Source organism: Staphylococcus sp. GDY8P119P (assembly GCF_017892075.1).
Classification (GTDB): domain Bacteria; phylum Bacillota; class Bacilli; order Staphylococcales; family Staphylococcaceae; genus Staphylococcus; species Staphylococcus ureilyticus.
This window is the reverse complement of sequence record NZ_JAESKJ010000008.1, coordinates 57167-78963: the sequence shown is the minus strand read 5'-3', so window position 1 is coordinate 78963 and position 21797 is coordinate 57167. Positions and strand designations below refer to the sequence as shown.

Here is a 21797-nt window from a genome sequence, read left to right as displayed (position 1 = left end):
TATTACCTTTGTATTTTACTTAAATATAGTCGTAAATTGTCATATTTTCATAGGTCGCCTTTTCTAGGTTACCCACTGTCACACCGACCAATCTAATTGGTGTTTCTGAATCTTTTAATTCAGTATATAAACTATAGGCGATGTTATAAATATCCGTCTCATTTCTTACTGGATCTCTCAAACTTCTTTGTTTTGACAAAGTTTCAAATTTAAAAGTTTTAATTTTAACAGTAACGGTTTTGCCAGATTTTTGAATTCTGGCTAAGCGTTCAGCTGTTTTATGACTTAATTCCCATATTTTTTGCAGAATTTGATCATCATCGTTAATATCAGTTGCAAAAGTACGTTCTGTGCCGACGGATTTTCTAATTCTTGTAGCTTTCACTTCATTATTGTCTATACCTCTTGCCTTATTGTACAATCCATAACCGCGTTTTCCAAAAAGACGAATTAATTCACGTTCACTTTGATTATACAAATCTTGACCATTATAAATTTTATGTTCATGCATTTTTTCTTTTGAAGCTTTACCCACCCCTGGAAAATCTCCAATATCTAATCCCATTAAAATATCGTGTACATTTTTGTAATCAATAATAGTTAGACCATTAGGCTTATTCATACCACTCGCTAACTTCGCCAAAAATTTATTGTACGAGACACCTGCAGAGGATGTTAACTTAGTTGCTTCATATATATCTCTGCGAATATATTGTGCAATCATAGACGCTGGTAAATCAGGTCGCACTAAATGCGTAATATCTAAATAAGCCTCATCTAATGACAATGGTTCGACAATTTCAGTATAACTTTTAAAAATATTCATAATTGTATTTGAAGCTTCTTTATAAGCTTCAAATCTAGGTGATACATAAAAACCATTCGGACATAATTTATGAGCTTGTGCGGTGGGCATTGCAGAATGAACACCATATTTTCTTGCCTCATAAGAAGCTGTTGACACCACGCCTCTACCACTTGCCTTTCCACCGACGATGACTGGCTTCCCTTCCAAATTTGGATTATCTCTTATTTCTACTTGAGCAAAGAAATAGTCCATATCTATATGAATAATCCTTCTTTCTGACAATGCACACACCTCCCTTTTAAAATTCATATTATGATGCTTTTGATATTTATCTTACAATCTAAATGATTTTGTTACATAATATATGCTCATAACAAAAAAAACATACAAAAAAGAGTTAGCTAACCACTTTTTTAACACGCAATGATCCATAAAAACAACTGCGTATATAGTAGTAATACTAACTCAGATTAATTATTTTTTATGATTTTGGTTCAGTTTGCAATTCATTTGAAGGGTTTTTTGTATAATATTTAATACCATCCTCAGTGTCTTCTATCACTTCAACCTTGTCATTTAATACGCCGGAAAGTAAATATAAATCCATAACACAATAGCCAATGTGAAAACTTGCTATAAATATGATAGATGAATAAGGCGTAATAAAAAATACGATAAATAAAATGGATGATATAACAATTAAAGGGGCTAACATAATCAAGCTATATTGCCATTTTTTAAAATAAACTTGTGGCATATGTGACTTTACCAAACCATACTTAACTCGATAAATTGGTTTTTGACCTTTTGATAAAATGCGAAACATCAAGTTATGAATCAATTCATGTATGAAATAAACAATTGTAAAACCTAAAATACCATATATTAAATTAAATAAGATATTTTGCTCTATAACTGAAGCAAATAAATAAGCAAATTTATACGATAGCAATATACTGATCATTACTATTGTCAATTGGAATAGTAAAAATCCTTCTAATAACTTTTTATTAGAAAACAACTCAATTTTAAACATTAGCAACCCTCCAAATGCTTTGTTGTTACCTAGAGTATACAATGATTTTATCCACTTAGAAAGAGCTATTGAACAAAGTTAATGACTTGTAATTGAATTTTAACAAATCTTCTTAGATTGAAATAAACTGCAATACTGAGTAAATAACAAGTTAATTAACTTTACACAAAGTTTATTGAATAACACTTATCTATTAAGCTATTTTTAAATACGGTTGAATTGTGCAACCGTTTCAACATGTGTTGTATGTGGAAACATATCTACTGGTGTAATTTTCGTTAGTTTGTAATGTTGCGCTAAATATTGCGCATCACGTTGCTGTGTAGATGGATTACATGAAATATAGACAATTTTTCTTGGATTTAATTCTAATAATGTTTGTAAAAATGTTTCATCACAGCCTTTTCTAGGTGGATCAACCATCACTACATCTGGTTTAATTCCTTGTGATTTCCATTTTAATATAACCTCTTCTGCCTTACCACAGACAAAAGTAGTATTTTCAAATTGGTTTATAGTCGCATTTTGTTGTGCATCTTCAATGGCTTCTGGCACGACTTCTACTCCATAAACATGTTTTGCTTTTGGTGCCATATATAAACCTATTGTTCCAATACCACAATATGTATCCAGGACAATATCATCTTGATTTAAGTTTGCATATTCAATCGCAAGTTGATACAATTTTTCAGTTTGTATCGAATTAATTTGATAAAAAGATTGATCGCTTATTTTAAAAGTAACGTCTGATAATTTATCATTAATTGTTGTCTCACCATATAAGGTATTAGACTCGGCTCCTAATATCACATTGGAATGTGTATTGTTGATATTATGTTTAATACTCGTGATTTCAGGAAATGTATCAATTAATTTTTGTACAAGTAAATCACTTTGTTTAAATTTCCTGCCATTTGTCACAAAAATAACCATTAATTCTCTTGAATGGTGTCCAGTACGTATAACAACATGTCTCATAAGCCCTTGTTTTTTTTGTTCATTATAAACACTAATATTTAATTCGTTAAACCAAACTTTAAGTTGGTTCATAACTTTTTGATGCAATTGGTCTTGAATTAAACATGTTTCCATATCTATAATATCGTGACTTCTTTGTCTATAAAAACCTGAGATAATCTCTCCTTCTTTATTCTTTCCAACGGGTATTTGTGATTTATTTCGATAATACCAGGGGTTTTCCATACCAACTGTTTCATTAATTATCGTTTCTTTAAAATCTGCTTTTCGATGAAACAAATTAACCACTTGTTCTTTCTTCATATTCAATTGAGCTTGGTATGTCATATGTTGTAATTGACAGCCCCCGCATTTGTAATAATATACACAGGGTGGCTCGACACGTTCACTACTTTGTTCTTTAACTTCTATTAATTTACCTATCGCAAAATTCTTTTTTACTTTGATCACTTTAAATTTAATCGTTTCATCTATTAAACTATTAGGAACAAACACAGGATAACGGTCTAACTTTACAACGCCATGTCCTTCATGTGTTAAATCAATTACACGTCCTTCTATAATTTCATTTTTTTGTATTATGCTCATTTTGTCACCCCATATAAAAGAGGTTAGGCTATTTGTAGTTTTACCTAACCTCGTTGTCTATTAACATTTTGGAAGATTCATTTTATCTTATTCATTAATCTCGTTCACGATGATGCTTTATTTTAATATATTGTCTATTATTGCTCAACTAACTCCTCGTTTTTAATATCGTTTGGTGTATAGACTTCAATATGCTGTTTTAAATTCAAAAAGTTTCCAGGCAACTTGCCACCATATTCACCATCCACATTCAATTGCAAATCTATAAATGAAGAAATATTAATCGATTTGGCTTTTTTATAATGTACTTTAGGATGTTTAATATGTTCACCTCGAGATGCAAGCGTCATAATATGTCCTAATTCTGCTAAATTAGCTTTTTCAACTATAATCAAGGTAAAATAGCCATCATCTAATTTGGCATCAGGCACTAACTTTTCAAATCCTGCCATAGAGTTGGTCAAACCTAATAAAAATAAGAGCGCCTCTCCTTGGAAAACCTCATCATCATATTCGATACGTAAATCAACAGCTTTCATCTGAGGCAACATTTCAAATCCTTTAATATAATATGCAAAAGGGCCGACAATTGATTTTAATCTACTTGGTGTCTCATAAGATACCTGTGTTAATTGTCCACCTGCAGCTAAATTAATGAAGTATCTACTGTTCATTTTCCCGATATCAACGCGTGTTGAATGACCTTCAATAATGACATCTATCGCGCTCATAATATCATTAGGTAAGTGCAAAGCTCGCCCAAAATCATTTACAGTTCCCATTGGGATAATGCCAATCTTAGGTCTATTCGGATGTTCTGCTATGCCATTGATGACTTCATTAAGTGTCCCATCACCACCAGCAGCTATTAAAACATCATAATCTTGTGTTAAACAACGCTTCGCCTCAGTGGTAGCATCTCCAATTTTTTCAGTCGCATAGGCACTCGTTTCAAAACCGGCCTTTTCTAATTTTATTAACACATCTGGTAATGTTCGCTTAAACAATTCTTTACCAGATGTTGGGTTATAAATGATTCTAGCTCGTTTTCTCATATTTTATCCCTCAACTTTTTATACTCAGTATATATATTAAATGATTTAGTTAAATGATAAAAGCATTTAGGCTATTTTTAAAAAGAAAATATAATATACTACTCAATATTAAAGTTTTTGAAACATCCATACCAATGGCTAAAACATAAGCATTAATCCATAATTAAGAATTGCTATCACATTAGAAATTTTAAAGTTTTGATTGTGCTACATTTTACATGAATATACCTTATCCTCATTTGCTCATTTTAAATAATCCCCCTGGTGTCAATAATTGCCAAAATCGCTAAAAAAAGATGATAATGATATATTCCTGAATGTTACACCAACAAAAAACGCCAATTCCTATATTTGTAATAGAAATTGACGTTTATTTTTTAATTTAAGATGCTTCAGTCTCAGGTTTTTCTTTAATTAGATTAAAACTGTTTAAAAATGAATGATGATGTTATCTTTTATCTAATTCTTGTTTTAATAATTGGTTCACTAATTGTGGGTTAGCTTGACCTTTGGAAGCTTTCATAATTTGACCAACTAAGAAGCCCATAGCTTTACCCTTACCATTTTGATAATCTTCAACGGATTGTGGATTGTTGTCTAACGCTTCATTTACAAATTTAAGCAGTGTTGCTTCATCAGAGATTTGCACTAAGCCTTTATCTTCCATAATTTGTTTGGCATCTCCACCATTTTCAGCTAGTTCTGGGAAAACTTTTTTAGCGATTTTACTACTCATTGTGCCATCTTCAATCAACTTAATCATACCTGCAAGATTTTGTGGTGTAAGTTTAGTATCTAATAATTCTATTTGATGTTTATTTAAATACTCATTAACGCCGCCCATTAACCAGTTTGAAGTTAATTTTACATCTGCACCTTCAGCTACTGCACCTTCAAAGAAATCCGACATTTCTTTTGTCAATGTAATCACATGTGCATCATATGCTGGTAAACCAAATTGATTGACGTATTTATCTTTTCTTTCATCTGGTAATTCAGGTATTGTTTGACGTACGCGTTCTTTCCATTCATCGTCAACATATAAAGGCACAATATCTGGTTCTGGGAAGTAACGGTAATCATCAGAACCTTCTTTTACACGCATAAGATTCGTTTTACCTGTAGCTTCATCAAAACGTCTCGTTTCTTGTAAAATCTCTCCGCCGTTCAATAATTCTTCTTCTTGACGTTTTTCTTCATATTCTAACCCTTTACGTACATAAGTAAATGAGTTTAAATTTTTCAATTCTGCTTTTGTTCCAAACTCTTCTTGACCATATGGTCGTAAAGAAATATTAGCATCACAACGCAATGATCCTTCTTCCATTTTACAATCAGAGACACCAGTATATTGTATGATTGAACGCAATTTTTCTAAGTATGCATACGCTTCTTGTGGTGAGCGAATATCTGGTTCAGATACAATTTCAATCAATGGTGTACCTTGTCTATTTAAGTCAACTAGTGAATAACCATCCTTATGCGTTGACTTACCAGCATCTTCTTCCATGTGTAAACGTGTGATACCTATACGTTTCGTTTCACCATCTACTTCAATATCAATATAACCATTTTCACCAATTGGCTGATCAAATTGTGAAATTTGATATGCTTTAGGATTATCTGGATAGAAATAGTTTTTACGATCAAATTTTGATTCTGTTGCAATATCCATATTTAATGCCATTGATGCTCTCATCGCCCAATCAACCGCACGTCTATTGACAACCGGTAATACACCAGGGTAAGCCAAATCAATGACGTTTGTGTTTGAGTTAGGTTTTGCTCCGAAATGTGCTGGTGATGGAGAAAACATTTTAGATTCTGTTTTTAACTCAACATGGACCTCTAGTCCAATAACTGTTTCAAAATGCATGATTTCCACTCCTTATAAATTTTCGTATTCATTATGCAAATTAAATTTTGTTTCATATTGGAAAGCGACACGATATAATGTTTTCTCATCAAATGGTTTACCAATAAATTGCAAACCAATTGGACGTCCATTCGCTTTACCGCAAGGAATAGATATACCTGGCAAACCAGCTAAGTTAACTGGTGTTGTTAGTAAGTCATTCGCATACATTGTAAGTGGATCATCGATTTCTTCACCTATATTAAATGCAGTTGTTGGTGTTGTTGGTCCTACTACAACATCATAGTTATCAAAAATACGATCGAAATCATTTTTAATTAATGTTCTAACTTTTTGTGATTTTTTGTAGAACGCATCATAGTAACCCGAACTTAACGCAAATGTACCAAGGAAAATACGACGCTTAACTTCTTCACCAAATCCTTCACTTCTTGACATTTTATATAATTCTTCAAGTGAATTTGCTTCTGGTGAATGATAACCGTATCTGATACCATCAAAACGCGATAAATTTGATGATGCTTCAGATGATGCGATTACATAATAAGAAGGAATGCCATATTTTGTGTTTGGTAATGAAACTTCTTCTACTGTAGCACCTAGTTCTTTCAATGTTTCAACAGCGTTTTTCACAGATGCTTTCACTTCGTCAGATATACCTTCGCCAAGATATTCTTTTGGTAATGCTACTTTAAGTCCTTGAATATCTTTACCAATATCAGATGTAAAGTCTGCATCTTCTACTGGTGCACTTGTACTATCATTTTCATCTAAACCAGTGATTGCTTCTAATACTAAAGCATTGTCCTTAACATTGCGTGTTAACGGTCCGATTTGGTCTAATGAAGACGCAAACGCTACCAAACCAAAACGTGATACACGACCATAAGTTGGTTTTAAGCCTACGATTCCACAATAAGCTGCAGGTTGACGAATTGAACCACCAGTATCAGAGCCTAAACTAAAAGGAACTAATCCTGCTGCAACTGCTGCTGCAGAACCACCAGATGAACCACCAGGAACAGCTGTGTGATCAAATGGATTTAACGTTTTTTTAAAATAAGAAGTTTCTGTAGAACCTCCCATTGCAAATTCATCCATGTTTAATTTTCCAATTAAAACCGCTTGTTCGTTGCGTAATTTATTCATAACTGTGGATTCATAGATAGGTACAAATCCTTCTAGCATTTTACTAGCACATGTTGTTTCTACACCTTCAGTAATAATATTATCTTTAATTCCCATTGGAATACCAAAAAGTTTGCCTTCCATTTGGTCCTTGGCTTGTAACTCATCTAATTCTTGTGCTTTTTTAATAGCATTATCTTTATCTAATGCAAGAAATGATTTGATTGTTGGATCAGTTTCTTCAATTGCATCGTAGATATCGTTTACTACTTGTGAAGGTTTAATTTCTTTGTTTTTTATTAATGTAATTAAATTTTCCACAGATTCATAACGGATGGTCATCTTAAGCGTCCTCCTCATTCATGATAGATGGCACCTTGAATTGTCCATCTTCCGTCTCTTTAGCATTTTTTAATGCAAGCTCTTGAGGAATGCCCTCGATTGCTTTGTCTTCTCTTAACACGTTTTGTAAATCTAATACATGATAAGTTGGCTCAATTGAGCTAGTGTCTGCTGTATCTATATGATTAGCAAAATTTAAAATACTTTCTAATGTATCTTGCATTTCAATTGTTTCTTCTTCTGATATTTGAAGTCTAGCTAAATTAGCAATATGCTCTACCTCTTCACGTGTAACTTTAGCCATTAAATAAAAGCCTCCTTTTTACTCATTCATTATAAAATTGTATCAAAATTCCAAGCAAAAATCTAAACTTTTCACCAATAACAATAAATAACCCTGTTTATTTTAATTCCTTTTGCTTAACCTTTTGGAATTATGTGACATAAATATATTTTGAACATAATCTACTTAAGTATCACAGCATTTATATCAATCATTGCATAATAAATCATATTTTTTATAAATAGTGTAATATTATTTTATTTGATGTAAGCATTTTCATTTTTGTCATTGAGCTAATTATTTTGAAAACCAAAAAATATTTCTACTCTATTTATAAATTTCATTGTATAATAATTCATGTAACACAATTTAATATTCTGGGAATAAGGGAGTTGAAGTATTATGTTTATTCTAGGCACATCTTTAGTGAATCAAGTTCACGCTACTTGGCAAACGTATATCATGATTATTATTTATTTTATCATTTTATTAGTTATTGGCTATTACGGTTATAAGCAATCCACAGGTAATTTAAGTGAATTTATGCTTGGAGGTAGAAGTATTGGCCCTTATGTAACCGCCCTATCAGCAGGTGCATCTGATATGAGTGGATGGATGATTATGGGGCTTCCTGGATCTGTATATAGTACTGGATTATCTGCAATGTGGATTACAATTGGTTTATCGCTTGGCGCTTATGTTAACTATTTTGTAGTCGCACCTCGACTTCGTATTTATACTGAAATTGCAGGAGATGCTATTACCTTACCAGATTTTTTTAAAAATCGACTCAACGACCGCAAAAATTACATAAAAATAATTTCAGGTCTAATCATCGTTGTGTTTTTTACTTTATATACACATTCTGGGTTTGTATCTGGTGGTAAATTATTTGAAAGTGCTTTTGGCTTGAACTATCATTGGGGGCTTATCATTGTTGCAGCAATCGTTATTTTTTATACGTTTTTTGGTGGATATTTAGCTGTATCCATTACAGATTTCTTTCAAGGTGTAATTATGTTAATTGCTATGGTCATGGTCCCTATCGTAGCACTTATAAAACTCAACGGTTTGGATACATTTAGTGAGGTAGCAGCAATGAAACCTACCAATATGGACTTGTTTAAAGGGACTACATTTTTAGGTATTATTTCCTTATTTGCCTGGGGTTTAGGTTATTTTGGACAACCACATATCATCGTTCGTTTTATGTCCATTAAAACACATAAACTTTTACCAAAAGCTAGACGTTTAGGTATAAGCTGGATGGTTGTAGGGCTCTTAGGTGCAGTTGCTGTAGGGTTAACAGGTATCGCATTTATACCTCAATACCATATTAAAATGGAAGATCCAGAGACACTATTTATCATTATGAGCCAAATTTTATTCCATCCACTCGTTGGTGGATTCTTATTAGCAGCTATATTGGCAGCTATCATGAGCACAATTTCATCTCAGTTATTAGTAACTTCTAGTTCACTGACTGAAGATTTTTATAAACTTATTCGCGGTGAATCGAAAGCAAAAACACACGAAAAAGAGTTTGTAATGATAGGAAGACTATCTGTTTTACTAGTAGCAATTATTGCAATTTGGATTGCTTGGTCTCCAAATGATACAATTTTAAACCTTGTAGGTAATGCTTGGGCAGGGTTTGGCGCGGCATTTAGTCCGTTAGTAATCTTCTCACTTTACTGGAAGGGTTTGTCTCACGCTGGTGCTTTGAGCGGTATGATTACCGGTGCTTTAGTCGTTATTGTATGGATTGCTTGGATTAAACCATTAGCATCAATAAATGAAATCTTCGGTATGTATGAAATAATTCCTGGTTTCCTAGCCAGTGTGATCGTTACTTATCTAGTAAGTAAAATTACGAAAAAGCCCGGTGAATTTGTAAATAACGATTTAAATAAAGTAAAAGAGATTGTCAAAGAATAATCGTGTAATAACTCTTTCACTATAAATTAACACTAAAAAAGCCACACTTGTAATACATATCTTGATTACAAGTGTGGCTTTTAATGTGTATATGCTTATTAATTATTGTTTTTATAAATATGGACTTGTGGGTCTTTGTCATCTTTAGTTTTACTGATTAAAGCTTTTGCCTTGTTACCATCTTTTATACGAATTTCATATTCGTCAATATCATCAAAGTATTTCTCTGCTTGTTCAGTGATATATTGTGTGATACCAATTGTTTCTGCTTCGCCATAATAATCAATCGGTACATCAACAGTTAGTTGCTTCGCTTTTTTATTATCAAATTTAACTGTCCCTACTGCTTGAGTAAAGTTATTAAAATACGTCTGTAAATCATCATTAAATTGTTTGAAATTATTATTTAAATTTTCATCAATTTTACTTGCTTCATCAGAAGGTAACAATGCTGTTGTTTGATTAATATCTTTCCATTCATTAATACGTGTCTTACCATCTTCAACTGTCGTACCAGCAATAAACTCTCCTGGTACAATTGAATTTTCGCCAGTTTGTTTATAAATTGCAAAGTGTATAGGTATGTCTTTCAAAGCTTTATTTTCTCTGACTCTTGACAAAATTTCGCCTGCCATTTGCTTTCCTTGTTTCTTAATTTCTTTATCATCTAAATCTTTACTATAGGTCTCGCCATCTTTTTCTTTTTGATAGTAATAAGTACTATTCATTGCTAGCCCAATGGTCATACCTTTAATTTTCTTCCCTTTAGTATCACCACTCGCATAAAAATCCTGTTCCAAAATATTAGAAAGATATGCAGGTGAATCTTCCGCAATTTTTTCTGGATCTGTTTCACCATTATGTGATGGATTTAAACCTAAATTCTCATTCGCTTTCTTTTCTTTTCGTTCATCTTCATCCATTGCATCTACTTCTGATTTGGTATATTTCGGGTCTAAATAAGCGTTAATCGTATCTTTATCTAAGTATTGACCATCTTGATATAAATAATCGTCAGTTGGAAAAACTTCTTTACTCAATTCTAAAAGCCCGTTTTCAAAATCTTCACCGTTATAACTATTTGCCATATTATCTTGTAATAAACCACGTGCTTGACTTTCTTTAAATGGTAAAATCGTTCTATAATTATTGCCTTGAACATTTTTATCGGTGGCAATTTCTTTAACTGAACCTGATTTTTCTTGCTGCTTATTGTCATTAGATTGTTCTTTACTTTTTTCATTATCCTCATTTCCACATGCTGATAATAGAAAAATTGCTGAGATGAATAGTATAATCGTTCTTTTCATGCATTATCTCCTCTATCCCTCTATTTCTTTTTGTTTCTGGACAAAGTCATCTTCTGTCCAAACTTCTGTACCAAATTGTTCAGCTTTTGTAAGTTTTGAACCAGCGTCTTCTCCAGCAATTACTAAATCTGTCTTTTTTGTAACACTGTTTGTAACTTTAGCACCTTGAATCTCTAACCATTTTGAAGCTTCATTTCTTGTCATTTGATATAACTTTCCAGTTAAAACAATGGTCTTATTAATAAATTCTGGATGTCCTTCTAACTCTGTTGTGTTGACACCTTTATAAGTCATATTAACATGTTTTTTCTTTAATTTATTAATAAGTGCACGGATATCTTCATTTTCTAAATAAGTGACTAATGATTGTGCTAATTTTTGACCAACATCATAGATTTCAATCAATGACTCTTCTGTAACATTAAATAAATCATCCATGGTTCCATATTTTTCAGCAATGACTTGGCTCGCTTTGACACCTAAGTGTCTAATCCCTAAACCAAATAGCAAATGTTCTAATGAGTTTGATTTAGCATCTTCAATCGCATTTAATAGATTGTTTACTTTCTTTTCACCCATTCGCTCTAATGGTAGCAAATCGTCTTTAGTTAAGTAAAATATATCAGCAACATCTTTTATTTTTTCATTTTCATAAAGTTGTTGAATAATTTTAGTACCTAAACCATCTATATTCATTGCTTGTCGTGATACAAAATGAATCATACCTTCAACAAGTTGTGCTTGGCATTTTGGATTGATACATCTTAAAGCCACTTCTCCTTCAATTCTTACAAGTTCATGACTACAACTAGGGCAATGTGTAGGCATGTGATAAACTTCAGCATTTTGTGGTCGACGATTTAATACGCTTTTTATGACTTCTGGTATAATGTCTCCCGCCTTCTTAATTACAACACTATCACCAATTCGAATATCTTTTTCATGTATTAGATCTTCATTATGTAAAGAAGCTCTAGAAACTGTAGTGCCCGCTACTTTAACTGGTTCAAGTATAGCCGTAGGTGTAACGACGCCTGTTCTACCAATACTCAGTTCAATATCTAATAAATCTGTTATGACTTCTTCAGCAGGAAACTTATACGCAATTGCCCAACGAGGAGATTTTTGTGTATAGCCAAGCTCATCTTGCTGGTCTAAATCATTTACTTTGATAACAATGCCGTCGATATCATAAGGTAACTGTTCACGTGCTTCAGTCCATTTTTCAATATAATCGAATACTTCTTCTATAGTTTGGACACGTTCTCTTTCTTTATTTGTTTTAAAACCTAATTTATCTAATTCATCTAAAGCTTCGCTTTGTGTATGTGCATGAAATTGTGTAAAGTCATTTACGCTATATAAGAAAACACTTAACTTTCTCTTTGCTGCAAGTTTGGAGTCTAATTGTCGAAGTGAACCAGCAGCTGCATTTCTTGGATTGGCAAAAGGTTGCTCATCATTTTGTGCTTTAGCTTCATTTAAATCAAAAAATGATTTTCTGGGCATGTATGCTTCACCACGAACTTCAAATGTTCTAGCTTCATTAATCTTTAATGGTATTGCATGTATAGTTCTTAAGTTTTCGGTGATATCTTCACCCGTAGTACCGTCACCACGCGTCAAACCTTGTACAAATTTACCATTCTCGTATTTGAGAGAGACTGCTAAACCATCTATTTTCAATTCGCACATGTATTCCACATGATTAATTTGTTCACGTATACGCTGGTCAAATTTTTTTAAATCTTCTTTATTAAAAGCATTCCCTAAACTTAGCATCGGTGTATCATGATTCACTTTTTCAAAAGTTGATTGAGCTGAGCCACCTACTCTTACTGTAGGTGAATCAGCTGTTCGATATTCTGGGTTGTTCGCCTCAATATCTATCAATTCATGTAAAAGTTTATCGTATTCACTGTCTGGTACTGAAGGGTTGTCTTGTACATAATATTCATAACTATATTGATTTAGTAATTGATGTAATACATCGACACGCGATTGTAAGTCAGCCACGCTTTATTCCCCTTTCTTTTCAATAGGTGCAAATTGAGCAAGCAAACGTTTAGGCCCTTCAGATTTAAAGATAATATCTAATTCAACCGAACCATTTTTTTCATTAACATTACTTACCATACCTTCGCCCCATGATTTATGAATAACTTTGTCACCAACATGCCAATCCGTCGATTGTTGTGCTTTTTCCGAGGATGTCACACGTTTACTATATCCTCTTTTTTCAGGTTGTTTGGTTGCAGATTTAAATCGATTTCCTTGTGCAGTTGCCCGTGATTTATTTTCGTTTTCTAATAAATCTTCAGGTATTTCATTTAAGAATCTTGAAGCCATATTGGACTGCGGTCTTCCAAAAAGCATTCTTGATGTCGCATGCGTTAAATATAACGTTTCTTCAGCACGTGTAATCGCTACATAACAAATTCTTCTTTCTTCTTGCATTTCATGATCATCATCACTTTTTATCGCCGTTATATGTGGAAATAATGATTCTTCCATGCCCATAATAAATACAATAGGAAACTCTAATCCTTTGGCTGAGTGCATTGTCATCAACGTTATGCCATCATCTATTTGCGCTTCGTCTATATCAGCAACTAAAGATAAGTCTGTTAAAAAATTGATTAACGACTGTTCTTCTAATGGCGTGTTTTCTTCGTAGTCTTTAGGGACTGACATAAATTCATCTATATTTTCTAATCTACTTCTTGATTCTAATGTTTGTTCTCGTTCCAACATCTCACGGTAACCTGATTTCACCAATACTTCTTCAACGATTTCTGTAATCTCTAAAAATTCTTGTTGTTTAATTAAGTTCTGTATCATGTCATAAAATGAAATACATGCTTGTGTTACTTTTTTAGATAAGCCTATAAAGTCTACTTCTGCTAGTGCATCAAACATACTTATCTCGTTTTGAGCAGCATATGCCTGAATTTTATCTACTGTCGATGGACCTACACCACGTTTTGGTACATTGATTACACGACGTAAACTGATATCATCATTGCTATTGGCTATTATTCTCAAATAGCTAAGTAGATCTTTAATTTCTTTACGATCATAGAATTTTTGACCACCAACCATTGTGTATGGAATATTAGATTTCATAAATGTCTCTTCCAACACACGAGACTGAGCATTGGTACGGTATAAGATAGCCATATCTTTATATTTTTTTCCATTACGTTGTTGTTTCATAATTTCCTTAACTACATATTCCGCTTCGTCTCTCTCAGTAGTAGCTTCATAATAGTGAATTTTTTCTCCAGATGTATTACCTGTCCATAACCCTTTGGGTTTACGCTCTGAATTATTTTTGATTACTTCGTTAGCTGCATTTAATATATTTTTAGTTGAGCGATAATTTTGTTCTAAAAATATCGTTTTAGCTTCAGGATAATCTTCTTCAAAGGAAAGTATGTTTTGAATATCAGCACCACGCCAACCATAAATAGATTGATCAGAATCACCAACTACACATAAATTTTTAAATTTAGATGCTAAAAGATTTACTAATGTATATTGTGCTTTGTTTGTATCTTGGTACTCATCGACATGAATGTATTGGAATTTATTTTGATAAAATTCTAACACATCTGGCACACGTTCAAATAATCGAATTGTAACCATGATTAAATCATCAAAATCTAACGCTTCATTTCTTGATAACTGTCTTTGATATCCTTTATACACTGTAGCAACCATTTGTTCATGATATGTTTCAGCATCTTTTTGTGCATCCTCTGGTGTTTTCAATTCATTTTTCAAATTACTTATAGCACCTATAAACATTCTTGGTTCAAACTTTTTACTATCTATATTTTCATTTTTCAATACATCTTTGATAACTGATTTTTGGTCAGTAGGATCAATTATAGTAAAATTACGTTCAATACCAATTCTATCCGCATCTCTTCTCAGTATTCTTACACACATTGAGTGAAATGTTGACATCCATATAACTTGAGCCGGTTCTCCTACTAAAGCTTCCACACGTGCTTTCATTTCTTTTGCTGCCTTGTTTGTAAAAGTAATCGCTAGAATGTTGTATGGGGATACGTCCTTTTCATCAAGCAAGTAAGCTATACGATGAGTTAAAACACGTGTTTTGCCTGAACCCGCACCCGCCATAATAAGTAGTGGCCCTTCTGTAGTGCGTACTGCTAAACTTTGTTCATCATTCATCTTATTTACTAATGCATTCATTTATGTGACTCCTTTATCTTAACTGTTTTTAATGCGTTTTTAATATCTTTATAAACAATATCACCAACGATAATCGTATCAGCAATCGAAGCCATTTCTTCAGCTTCTTCTTGATTACTAATGCCACCACCATAAAATAATTGTGTATCACTTAACATATTTGCAGCTGTCTTTACCTTTTCAACTTCTCCGTATGCACCACTATATTCAAGGTACATAACTGGTAATTTATACATTTCATTAATCATTTGAGCATATGCTTCGATATCTTCATCTGTTAAATTTGTTTCAGCTTGTGTAACTTGTGCTACTTTGCTTTCAGGATTCATGACAACATATCCTTCAAAAACAACTTCTTCAAAATCTATGACATGTCCAAATGATTTCAATGCTTCTAAAAGTACACCGTTATGATATTTTACATCTGTACTATTCAATACAGTCGGTACAAAATAAAAGTCAAAACCAGGCATAACACTTTCGATATTGGAAATTTCGAAAACGAGAGGTAAAGGATATCTTCTCACCCTACTCATCAATTGAATAACATTATCTTCAGTAACATCATCTGTGCCACCTATCATAATTGCGTCGGTTTGAGACATACATACCGCATCTAAATCATCGTCAGAAATCGACTTAGCAGGATCTAATTTAAAAATATGTTTCCATTTTTTAATGTCATACATGATATGTTACTCCTTTTTTTAGCATACTTTTGATTATATCATTTTTAACCACTGAGTTCTAAAACGATATAGGATTTTATATTGAATTCTAACATGACATATCAATGGTAGATTAATCATGTTTCTCATTAAATATATTCAAAATTTTTCAGAAAAATAATCGCTTCGTATCTATTTTATCAATACACTTTAAATTAACAACATAAAAAGCTGTCAGCAAAGAAAGTTTCTTTACTAACAGCTTTACTAATGAAATCATTAAAATTACACTTCGCTACAGTATATAGAATTGTTAATTAATCGGCCGTTTCAATATTCATGCGGTCTAGAATCATTGTGTAAGCATCATTTCCCCATTGTAAAGATCTCTTAACACGAGAAATCGTTGCAGTTGAAGCACCAGACTCTTGTTCAATCGTCGCATAAGTATATCCTTGCTTAATCATTTTTGCGACTTGCAATCGTTGAGATAACGATTGAATCTCATTTACTGTACATAAATCGTCAAAGAATTGGTAACATTCTTCTCTGTTTTCTAATGTAAGAATTGCATCAAATAATTCATCTAATGCTTTTCCTCTTAATTTTTCTATTTGCATTAAAAACAACCCCTGTACTTTCATTTTAATCTTAATTCAACGTGCTAATACATTAAAGTGTAACGATTTCATAAGTAAATTTCAATTATTCTAATCCTGCACGTTTAAAAATCGTATCAACTTGGTTTAAATGATGTTTTGGATTGAAACATTCATCTAATTCTTCAGTGCTCAATAAATCTGTAATAGATGAATCTTGTTCAATTAATGTTCTAAATGGTGTTTTTGTTTCCCAAGACTCCATCGCTTTTGGCTGTACTTTATCATATGCTGCTTCACGTGCTAAACCTTTATTTATCAACGCTAATAATACACGTTGCGAATAAATAAGACCAAAAGTTTTATCGATATTTGCTAACATATTATCTTCAAATACAGTAAGTCTTTCTACAATATTTGTAAATCTATTTAACCCGTAATCTAAAGCTATCGTTACATCTGGCAGCATGATTCTTTCTGCAGATGAATGTGAAATATCTCTTTCATGCCATAAAGCTACATTTTCATATGCAGTTGTAATGTATCCTCTGATAACACGAGCAATACCAGTAATATTTTCTGAGCCAATTGGATTACGTTTGTGTGGCATCGCTGACGAACCTTTTTGGCCTTTAGCAAAAGCTTCTTCAACTTCTCTTGTTTCAGTTTTTTGTAAGTTGCGTATTTCCACTGCAAATTTTTCCATAGAAGTACTTATCAACGCTAAAGTAGCTATATAATATGCGTGTCGGTCACGTTGTAACGTCTGAGTAGAAACAGCGGCTGTATCTAAACCTAAATTTTCACAGACATGCGCTTCAATTTCAGGTGGGATGTTTGCAAAAGTCCCTACTGCACCACTCATTTTACCAACTTCTATTTCTTTTCTCACACGCTTAAAACGCTCTAAATTACGTTTCATTTCTGTATACCATAATGCCATTTTGACACCAAATGTTGTTGGTTCCGCATGTACACCATGAGTTCGTCCCATCATTAAAGTATATTTATAATTTTTAGCTTTTTGTGCTAAAACATCAATAAATCTTTCTAAATCTTTTTCAATAATATCGTTTGCTTGTTTAATGACATAACTTAATGCCGTATCAACTACATCAGTTGATGTTAACCCGTAGTGTACCCATTTACGCTCTTCACCTAATGTCTCTGATACTTGTCTTGTAAATGCAACGACATCGTGTCGTGTTTCTTCCTCAATTTCTTTTGCGCGGTTAACATCAACCTTTGCATTCTGACGAATTTTCAATACATCTTCAGCAGGTATATCTCCTAATTTACTCCAAGCTTCACATGCTAGTATTTCTACTTCTAACCAAGCTTCATAGCGATTTTGATCCGTCCAAATATTAGACATTTCTTCTCTAGAATAACGTTCTATCATTAAAATAAGCTCCTATCTTGCGTAAGTTTTAGTTCACAAACTCCAAAAACATGTACATTCTATCAAAAAATACAATTAAAGTTCGTGTTTATTCTTGTCATTATTAGTTTAACAGAATTGATCATAAATGTATAAGTCTTTTCTATCTTCTTTATAGAAATTTTAACACGTTTTATCAAAAGCCGTGCATAAAAACCTTATTCTCCTCAAGATTTATCATTTTATATTAATTTGCGATTATATGATAAAAAAATCGTTGACCTGAGATTTCTATCTCTGCCAACGATTACGTTTATATATCTAACACTAAGTATCTGTTTTAAACAATTATTCTATTAATTTCCCAACAAATTGAATTTCTTGCCTGTATACTTCATATTTACCATCTTTATTTTCTTTATAAATTGGTTTTTCAAAGCGTTTAATAGGCATATATCCAGCATCTCGCATACGTTGCAAACAAGCCTGTATCGTTTCGTTTTCTTCTACTTTAAACTTTTGCTGCTTTTTCATATACTTTCCACTTTATCTGGATCATATTGTTTAAGTTTCTTGCTACGCACACCTTTAACCCAAAAACCACCGTGAATTGTTCTTGGTTCATATGCGATGATAAACGCTTTTTCATCAATTTGCTTAATGGTTTCTATCAATTTCAGCTCAAAACGTCTTGGTGTTAATATTTGTAAAATTAATCTTGTGCCATCTCTGCCATAAGCAGTATTATGTGTAACGCCATAACCTAAATCTCTCAATTGCTTTGGTAAATCTAATTCATATTCAGATGAAGTAACATTCACAACTGTATAGCCAAGCGCTAATTTCTCTTCAATTTTCATTCCTACAATAATACCGATTGAAAACCCAAATGCATATGCAAAGACATTTTGAATTTGATCTAAACTAGACATAACCATTCCCAAACCGATAACGTATACTAAAACTTCTAAGAAACTTACCACTGCTGCAACATAACGATAACCTTTGAGTGTTAAAATCGTTCTCATTGTCAAACAAGTTACATAAGCAACATTAATAATAAAAATAGCTAAAACCATTAACCATGGATTAGAAGTAATTACTGACATGTTCATTTCCCTTTCTTTCTCATTAAATTCAAATTATTTTATCAGTAACTTATTATTTTGTCACTAAAATCATTCGAAATCTGTTTGATTTTTCGGCCATGTATATCTTGTGTAAGCTAATTCTCTTTTATGTGCATTTTTAATATAATGATTTTCTATGATAACTTTTGCTTCTTTTGGCACTTGTTTTCCTTCTAAATAATCATCTATATGAGCATAACTAACACCAAGTGCATCTTCATCTGGTAATTGTGGTTTGTTTTCTTCTAAATCAGCAGTTGGTACTTTTTCATATAAATGTGCTGGAGCATCTAAATATGCTAATATTTGTCGCCCTTGACGTTTATTTAAACCAAATAACGGTGCGATATCTGCTGCACCATCGCCATATTTTGTAAAAAATCCAGTCAAGTTTTCCGCTGAGTGATCAGTACCCACAACAATTCCTTGTTGATTGGATGCAATCGAAAATTGTGCTTTCATACGTTCACGCGCTTTTTCATTCCCTTTTTGGAAATCCGTCAACACAATTCCAGATTCTTTTAGCGATTCTACACTTTGATCTACTGAAGGTTTAATGTTGACTGTAATTGTTCGATCCGGTTGTATAAACTTCAAAGCATCTTCAACTTCATCAGCATCTTTTTGTTCGCCATATGGTAATTTAACTGCAATAAATTGACAATCAATATCTTTTTCTTTTAATTCATTTATCGCGATTTGACATAGCTTACCAGCTAAAGTCGAATCTTGCCCACCTGAAATACCTAAAACCAATGATTTAATAAATGAATGAGATTGGATATAATTTTTAATAAATTGAATAATATTACGCGTTTCTAATTTGCTATCAATGCTGGGCTTGACTTTCATTTCTCTTACGATAATATCTTGAATTTCACTCATTTTCTTCTTCCATCTCCTTCACATGTTCTGCCACTTCAAATATACGTTTATGTTTATTTTCCCAACATTCTGTACTTAAATCAACTGGGTACTCCTGAGGATTAAGATGACGCTTGTTCTCATCCCATAAGTACGAAAGACTTTTAGTCAAATAATTTTGTGCTTCCTTTTCATTTGGTAAATCATAAACGAGTTCACCTTCTTTAAAAATATCATGGTGTAACGGCTTGGCTATAAAGGATTTTATAAATTTCATCTTATACGTATGTACAGGATGGAACAATTTAAGTGGAGACTCATCATAAGGATCTTCATGCGCTAACGTGATATAGTCACCCTCAGCTTTGTTTGTTTTCTTATTAATAATACGATAGACGTTTTTCTTTCCTGGTGTAGTTACCTTTTCTGCATTGTTTGATAGCTTTATTCGGTCTACATAATTCCCTGAAGCATCTTCTACTGCCACAAGTTTGTATACTGCACCTAAGGCAGGCTGATCGTAACCAGTAATTAATTTAGTACCAACACCCCATGAATCAACCTTTGCACCTTGCGATTTCAAGCTTGTAATCGTTTGTTCATCTAAATCATTTGATGCAATAATTTTAGTTTCAGTAAATCCTGCATCATCTAACATGCGACGTGCTTCTTTTGATAAATAAGCGATATCACCAGAATCTAAACGTATACCAACAAAGTTAATTTCATCACCAAGCTCTTTAGCAACTTTTATCGCTGTTGGTACACCAGATTTCAAAGTATGAAAAGTATCAACTAAGAACACGCAATCTTTATGGCGTTCTGCATATTTTTTAAATGCAATATATTCATCACCATAAGTTTGAACCATTGCATGCGCATGCGTTCCTGATACTGGTATGCCAAAAAGTTTTCCAGCGCGCACATTACTCGTTGAATCAAATCCACCAATATATGCTGCTCTTGCACCCCACAAAGCAGCATCTGCTTCTTGTCCACGTCTTGTTCCAAATTCCATTAATGTGTCATTTGGCGCTACTTGTTTTATTCTACTTGCTTTCGTAGTAATTAGCGTGTGAAAATTCACGATATTTAACAACATCGTTTCAATTAATTGTGCTTGGATAAGTGGTGCTTCTACGCTTAATAAAGGTTCATTACCAAAACATAATTCTCCTTCTTGCATAGAACGAATATTACCAGTAAATTTCATATCTTTTAAATATTCTAAAAAGTCTTCTTGATAACCAATGGATTTTAAATATTTAATATCCGATTCTGAAAAATGAAAGTTATTGATATAAGCAATCACTCGTTTCAATCCATTAAACACTGCATATCCGCTGTTGAAAGGCATATTTCTAAAATATAAATCAAATACAGCATTTCTTTCATGAATCCCGTCATTCCAATAACTCTCCGCCATATTTATTTGATATAAATCATTATGTAATACTAATGTATCATCCTCAAATTGGTACACTGCTATCTCTCCTATCGGCTTTTTCATTAGTTTAACACAAAAAATTAAACGTTTATATCTGAAATGAATTTATCCATATTACTTCAAACATAACGCATCATAATAT

18 protein-coding genes are annotated in these 21797 nt (G+C 32.6%); 1 reads left to right on the top strand and 17 read right to left on the bottom strand.

The genetic code is table 11. The features are described from left to right. Positions 1-19: 19 nt before the first annotated feature. From dinB to gatC, 7 genes are all read right to left on the bottom strand, one after another. Positions 20-1090: a DNA polymerase IV gene (gene dinB / locus KA830_RS10710; protein WP_070039292.1), complete on the bottom strand. Its 1071-nt coding sequence runs from the start codon at positions 1088-1090 to the stop codon at positions 20-22. Between the two features lie 199 nt (positions 1091-1289). Next, entirely contained in the window at positions 1290-1844 is a 555-nt protein-coding gene (locus KA830_RS10705; RefSeq protein ID WP_046207962.1) for a DUF3267 domain-containing protein, read from the bottom strand. Between the two features lie 204 nt (positions 1845-2048). Then, on the bottom strand, positions 2049-3410 hold the full coding sequence (gene rlmD / locus KA830_RS10700) for a 23S rRNA (uracil(1939)-C(5))-methyltransferase RlmD (protein ID WP_064209722.1): 1362 nt from the start codon (positions 3408-3410) through the stop codon (positions 2049-2051). A gap of 137 nt (positions 3411-3547) precedes the next feature. After that, entirely contained in the window at positions 3548-4465 is a 918-nt protein-coding gene (locus KA830_RS10695; protein WP_046207964.1) for a diacylglycerol kinase, read from the bottom strand. Between the two features lie 448 nt (positions 4466-4913). Continuing rightward, positions 4914-6341 (bottom strand): Asp-tRNA(Asn)/Glu-tRNA(Gln) amidotransferase subunit GatB, encoded by a 1428-nt coding sequence (gene gatB / locus KA830_RS10690; protein WP_046207965.1) that lies wholly within the window; start codon positions 6339-6341, stop codon positions 4914-4916. 12 nt (positions 6342-6353) lie between these two features. Continuing rightward, entirely contained in the window at positions 6354-7811 is a 1458-nt protein-coding gene (gene gatA / locus KA830_RS10685; protein ID WP_046207966.1) for an Asp-tRNA(Asn)/Glu-tRNA(Gln) amidotransferase subunit GatA, read from the bottom strand. Between the two features lies 1 nt (position 7812). Further along, positions 7813-8115, bottom strand: a complete 303-nt coding sequence (gene gatC, locus KA830_RS10680; protein ID WP_019469599.1) for an Asp-tRNA(Asn)/Glu-tRNA(Gln) amidotransferase subunit GatC — start codon at positions 8113-8115, stop codon at positions 7813-7815. A 381-nt stretch (positions 8116-8496) separates the two neighbouring features. On the opposite strand from gatC, the gene putP reads away from it, so the two are divergent. After that, positions 8497-10032, top strand: coding sequence for a sodium/proline symporter PutP (gene putP / locus KA830_RS10675; RefSeq protein ID WP_204180464.1), 1536 nt, complete (start codon positions 8497-8499; stop codon positions 10030-10032). A 98-nt stretch (positions 10033-10130) separates the two neighbouring features. Here putP and KA830_RS10670 read toward each other — a convergent pair whose 3' ends face one another. The 10 genes from KA830_RS10670 to KA830_RS10625 all read right to left on the bottom strand — a co-directional run bounded on the left by KA830_RS10670 (position 10131) and on the right by KA830_RS10625 (position 21691). After that, positions 10131-11342 (bottom strand): CamS family sex pheromone protein, encoded by a 1212-nt coding sequence (locus tag KA830_RS10670; RefSeq protein ID WP_064209724.1) that lies wholly within the window; start codon positions 11340-11342, stop codon positions 10131-10133. Between the two features lie 12 nt (positions 11343-11354). Then, positions 11355-13358 carry an NAD-dependent DNA ligase LigA gene (gene ligA / locus KA830_RS10665; RefSeq protein ID WP_204180465.1) on the bottom strand — a complete coding sequence of 668 codons (2004 nt, stop codon included), beginning with the start codon at positions 13356-13358 and terminating at the stop codon, positions 11355-11357. A gap of 3 nt (positions 13359-13361) precedes the next feature. Then, positions 13362-15566: a DNA helicase PcrA gene (gene pcrA, locus KA830_RS10660; RefSeq protein WP_210134247.1), complete on the bottom strand. Its 2205-nt coding sequence runs from the start codon at positions 15564-15566 to the stop codon at positions 13362-13364. Beyond that, the gene (gene pcrB, locus KA830_RS10655; protein WP_070039287.1) at positions 15563-16255 is read right to left on the bottom strand and encodes a heptaprenylglyceryl phosphate synthase; all 693 of its coding nucleotides are present in this window, start codon (positions 16253-16255) and stop codon (positions 15563-15565) included. Before pcrB ends, pcrA begins: the two co-directional genes overlap by 4 nt. A gap of 296 nt (positions 16256-16551) precedes the next feature. Next, a complete protein-coding gene (locus KA830_RS10650; RefSeq protein ID WP_046207972.1) occupies positions 16552-16854 on the bottom strand; it encodes a YerC/YecD family TrpR-related protein in 303 nt (100 codons plus the stop codon). A gap of 85 nt (positions 16855-16939) precedes the next feature. Beyond that, positions 16940-18235, bottom strand: coding sequence for an adenylosuccinate lyase (purB, locus tag KA830_RS10645; protein ID WP_064209727.1), 1296 nt, complete (start codon positions 18233-18235; stop codon positions 16940-16942). 327 nt (positions 18236-18562) lie between these two features. After that, a complete protein-coding gene (locus tag KA830_RS10640) occupies positions 18563-18748 on the bottom strand; it encodes an NETI motif-containing protein (RefSeq protein ID WP_046207974.1) in 186 nt (61 codons plus the stop codon). Then, on the bottom strand, positions 18745-19323 hold the full coding sequence (locus KA830_RS10635; RefSeq protein WP_019469590.1) for a DUF2179 domain-containing protein: 579 nt from the start codon (positions 19321-19323) through the stop codon (positions 18745-18747). The genes KA830_RS10640 and KA830_RS10635 overlap by 4 nt, the downstream gene beginning before the upstream one ends. A gap of 69 nt (positions 19324-19392) precedes the next feature. Continuing rightward, complete coding sequence (gene nadE / locus KA830_RS10630) at positions 19393-20229, bottom strand: ammonia-dependent NAD(+) synthetase (RefSeq protein ID WP_070039285.1); 837 nt, start codon at positions 20227-20229, stop codon at positions 19393-19395. Next, positions 20222-21691, bottom strand: coding sequence for a nicotinate phosphoribosyltransferase (locus tag KA830_RS10625; protein WP_107365332.1), 1470 nt, complete (start codon positions 21689-21691; stop codon positions 20222-20224). Before KA830_RS10625 ends, nadE begins: the two co-directional genes overlap by 8 nt. Between the last annotated feature and the right edge of the window lie 106 nt (positions 21692-21797).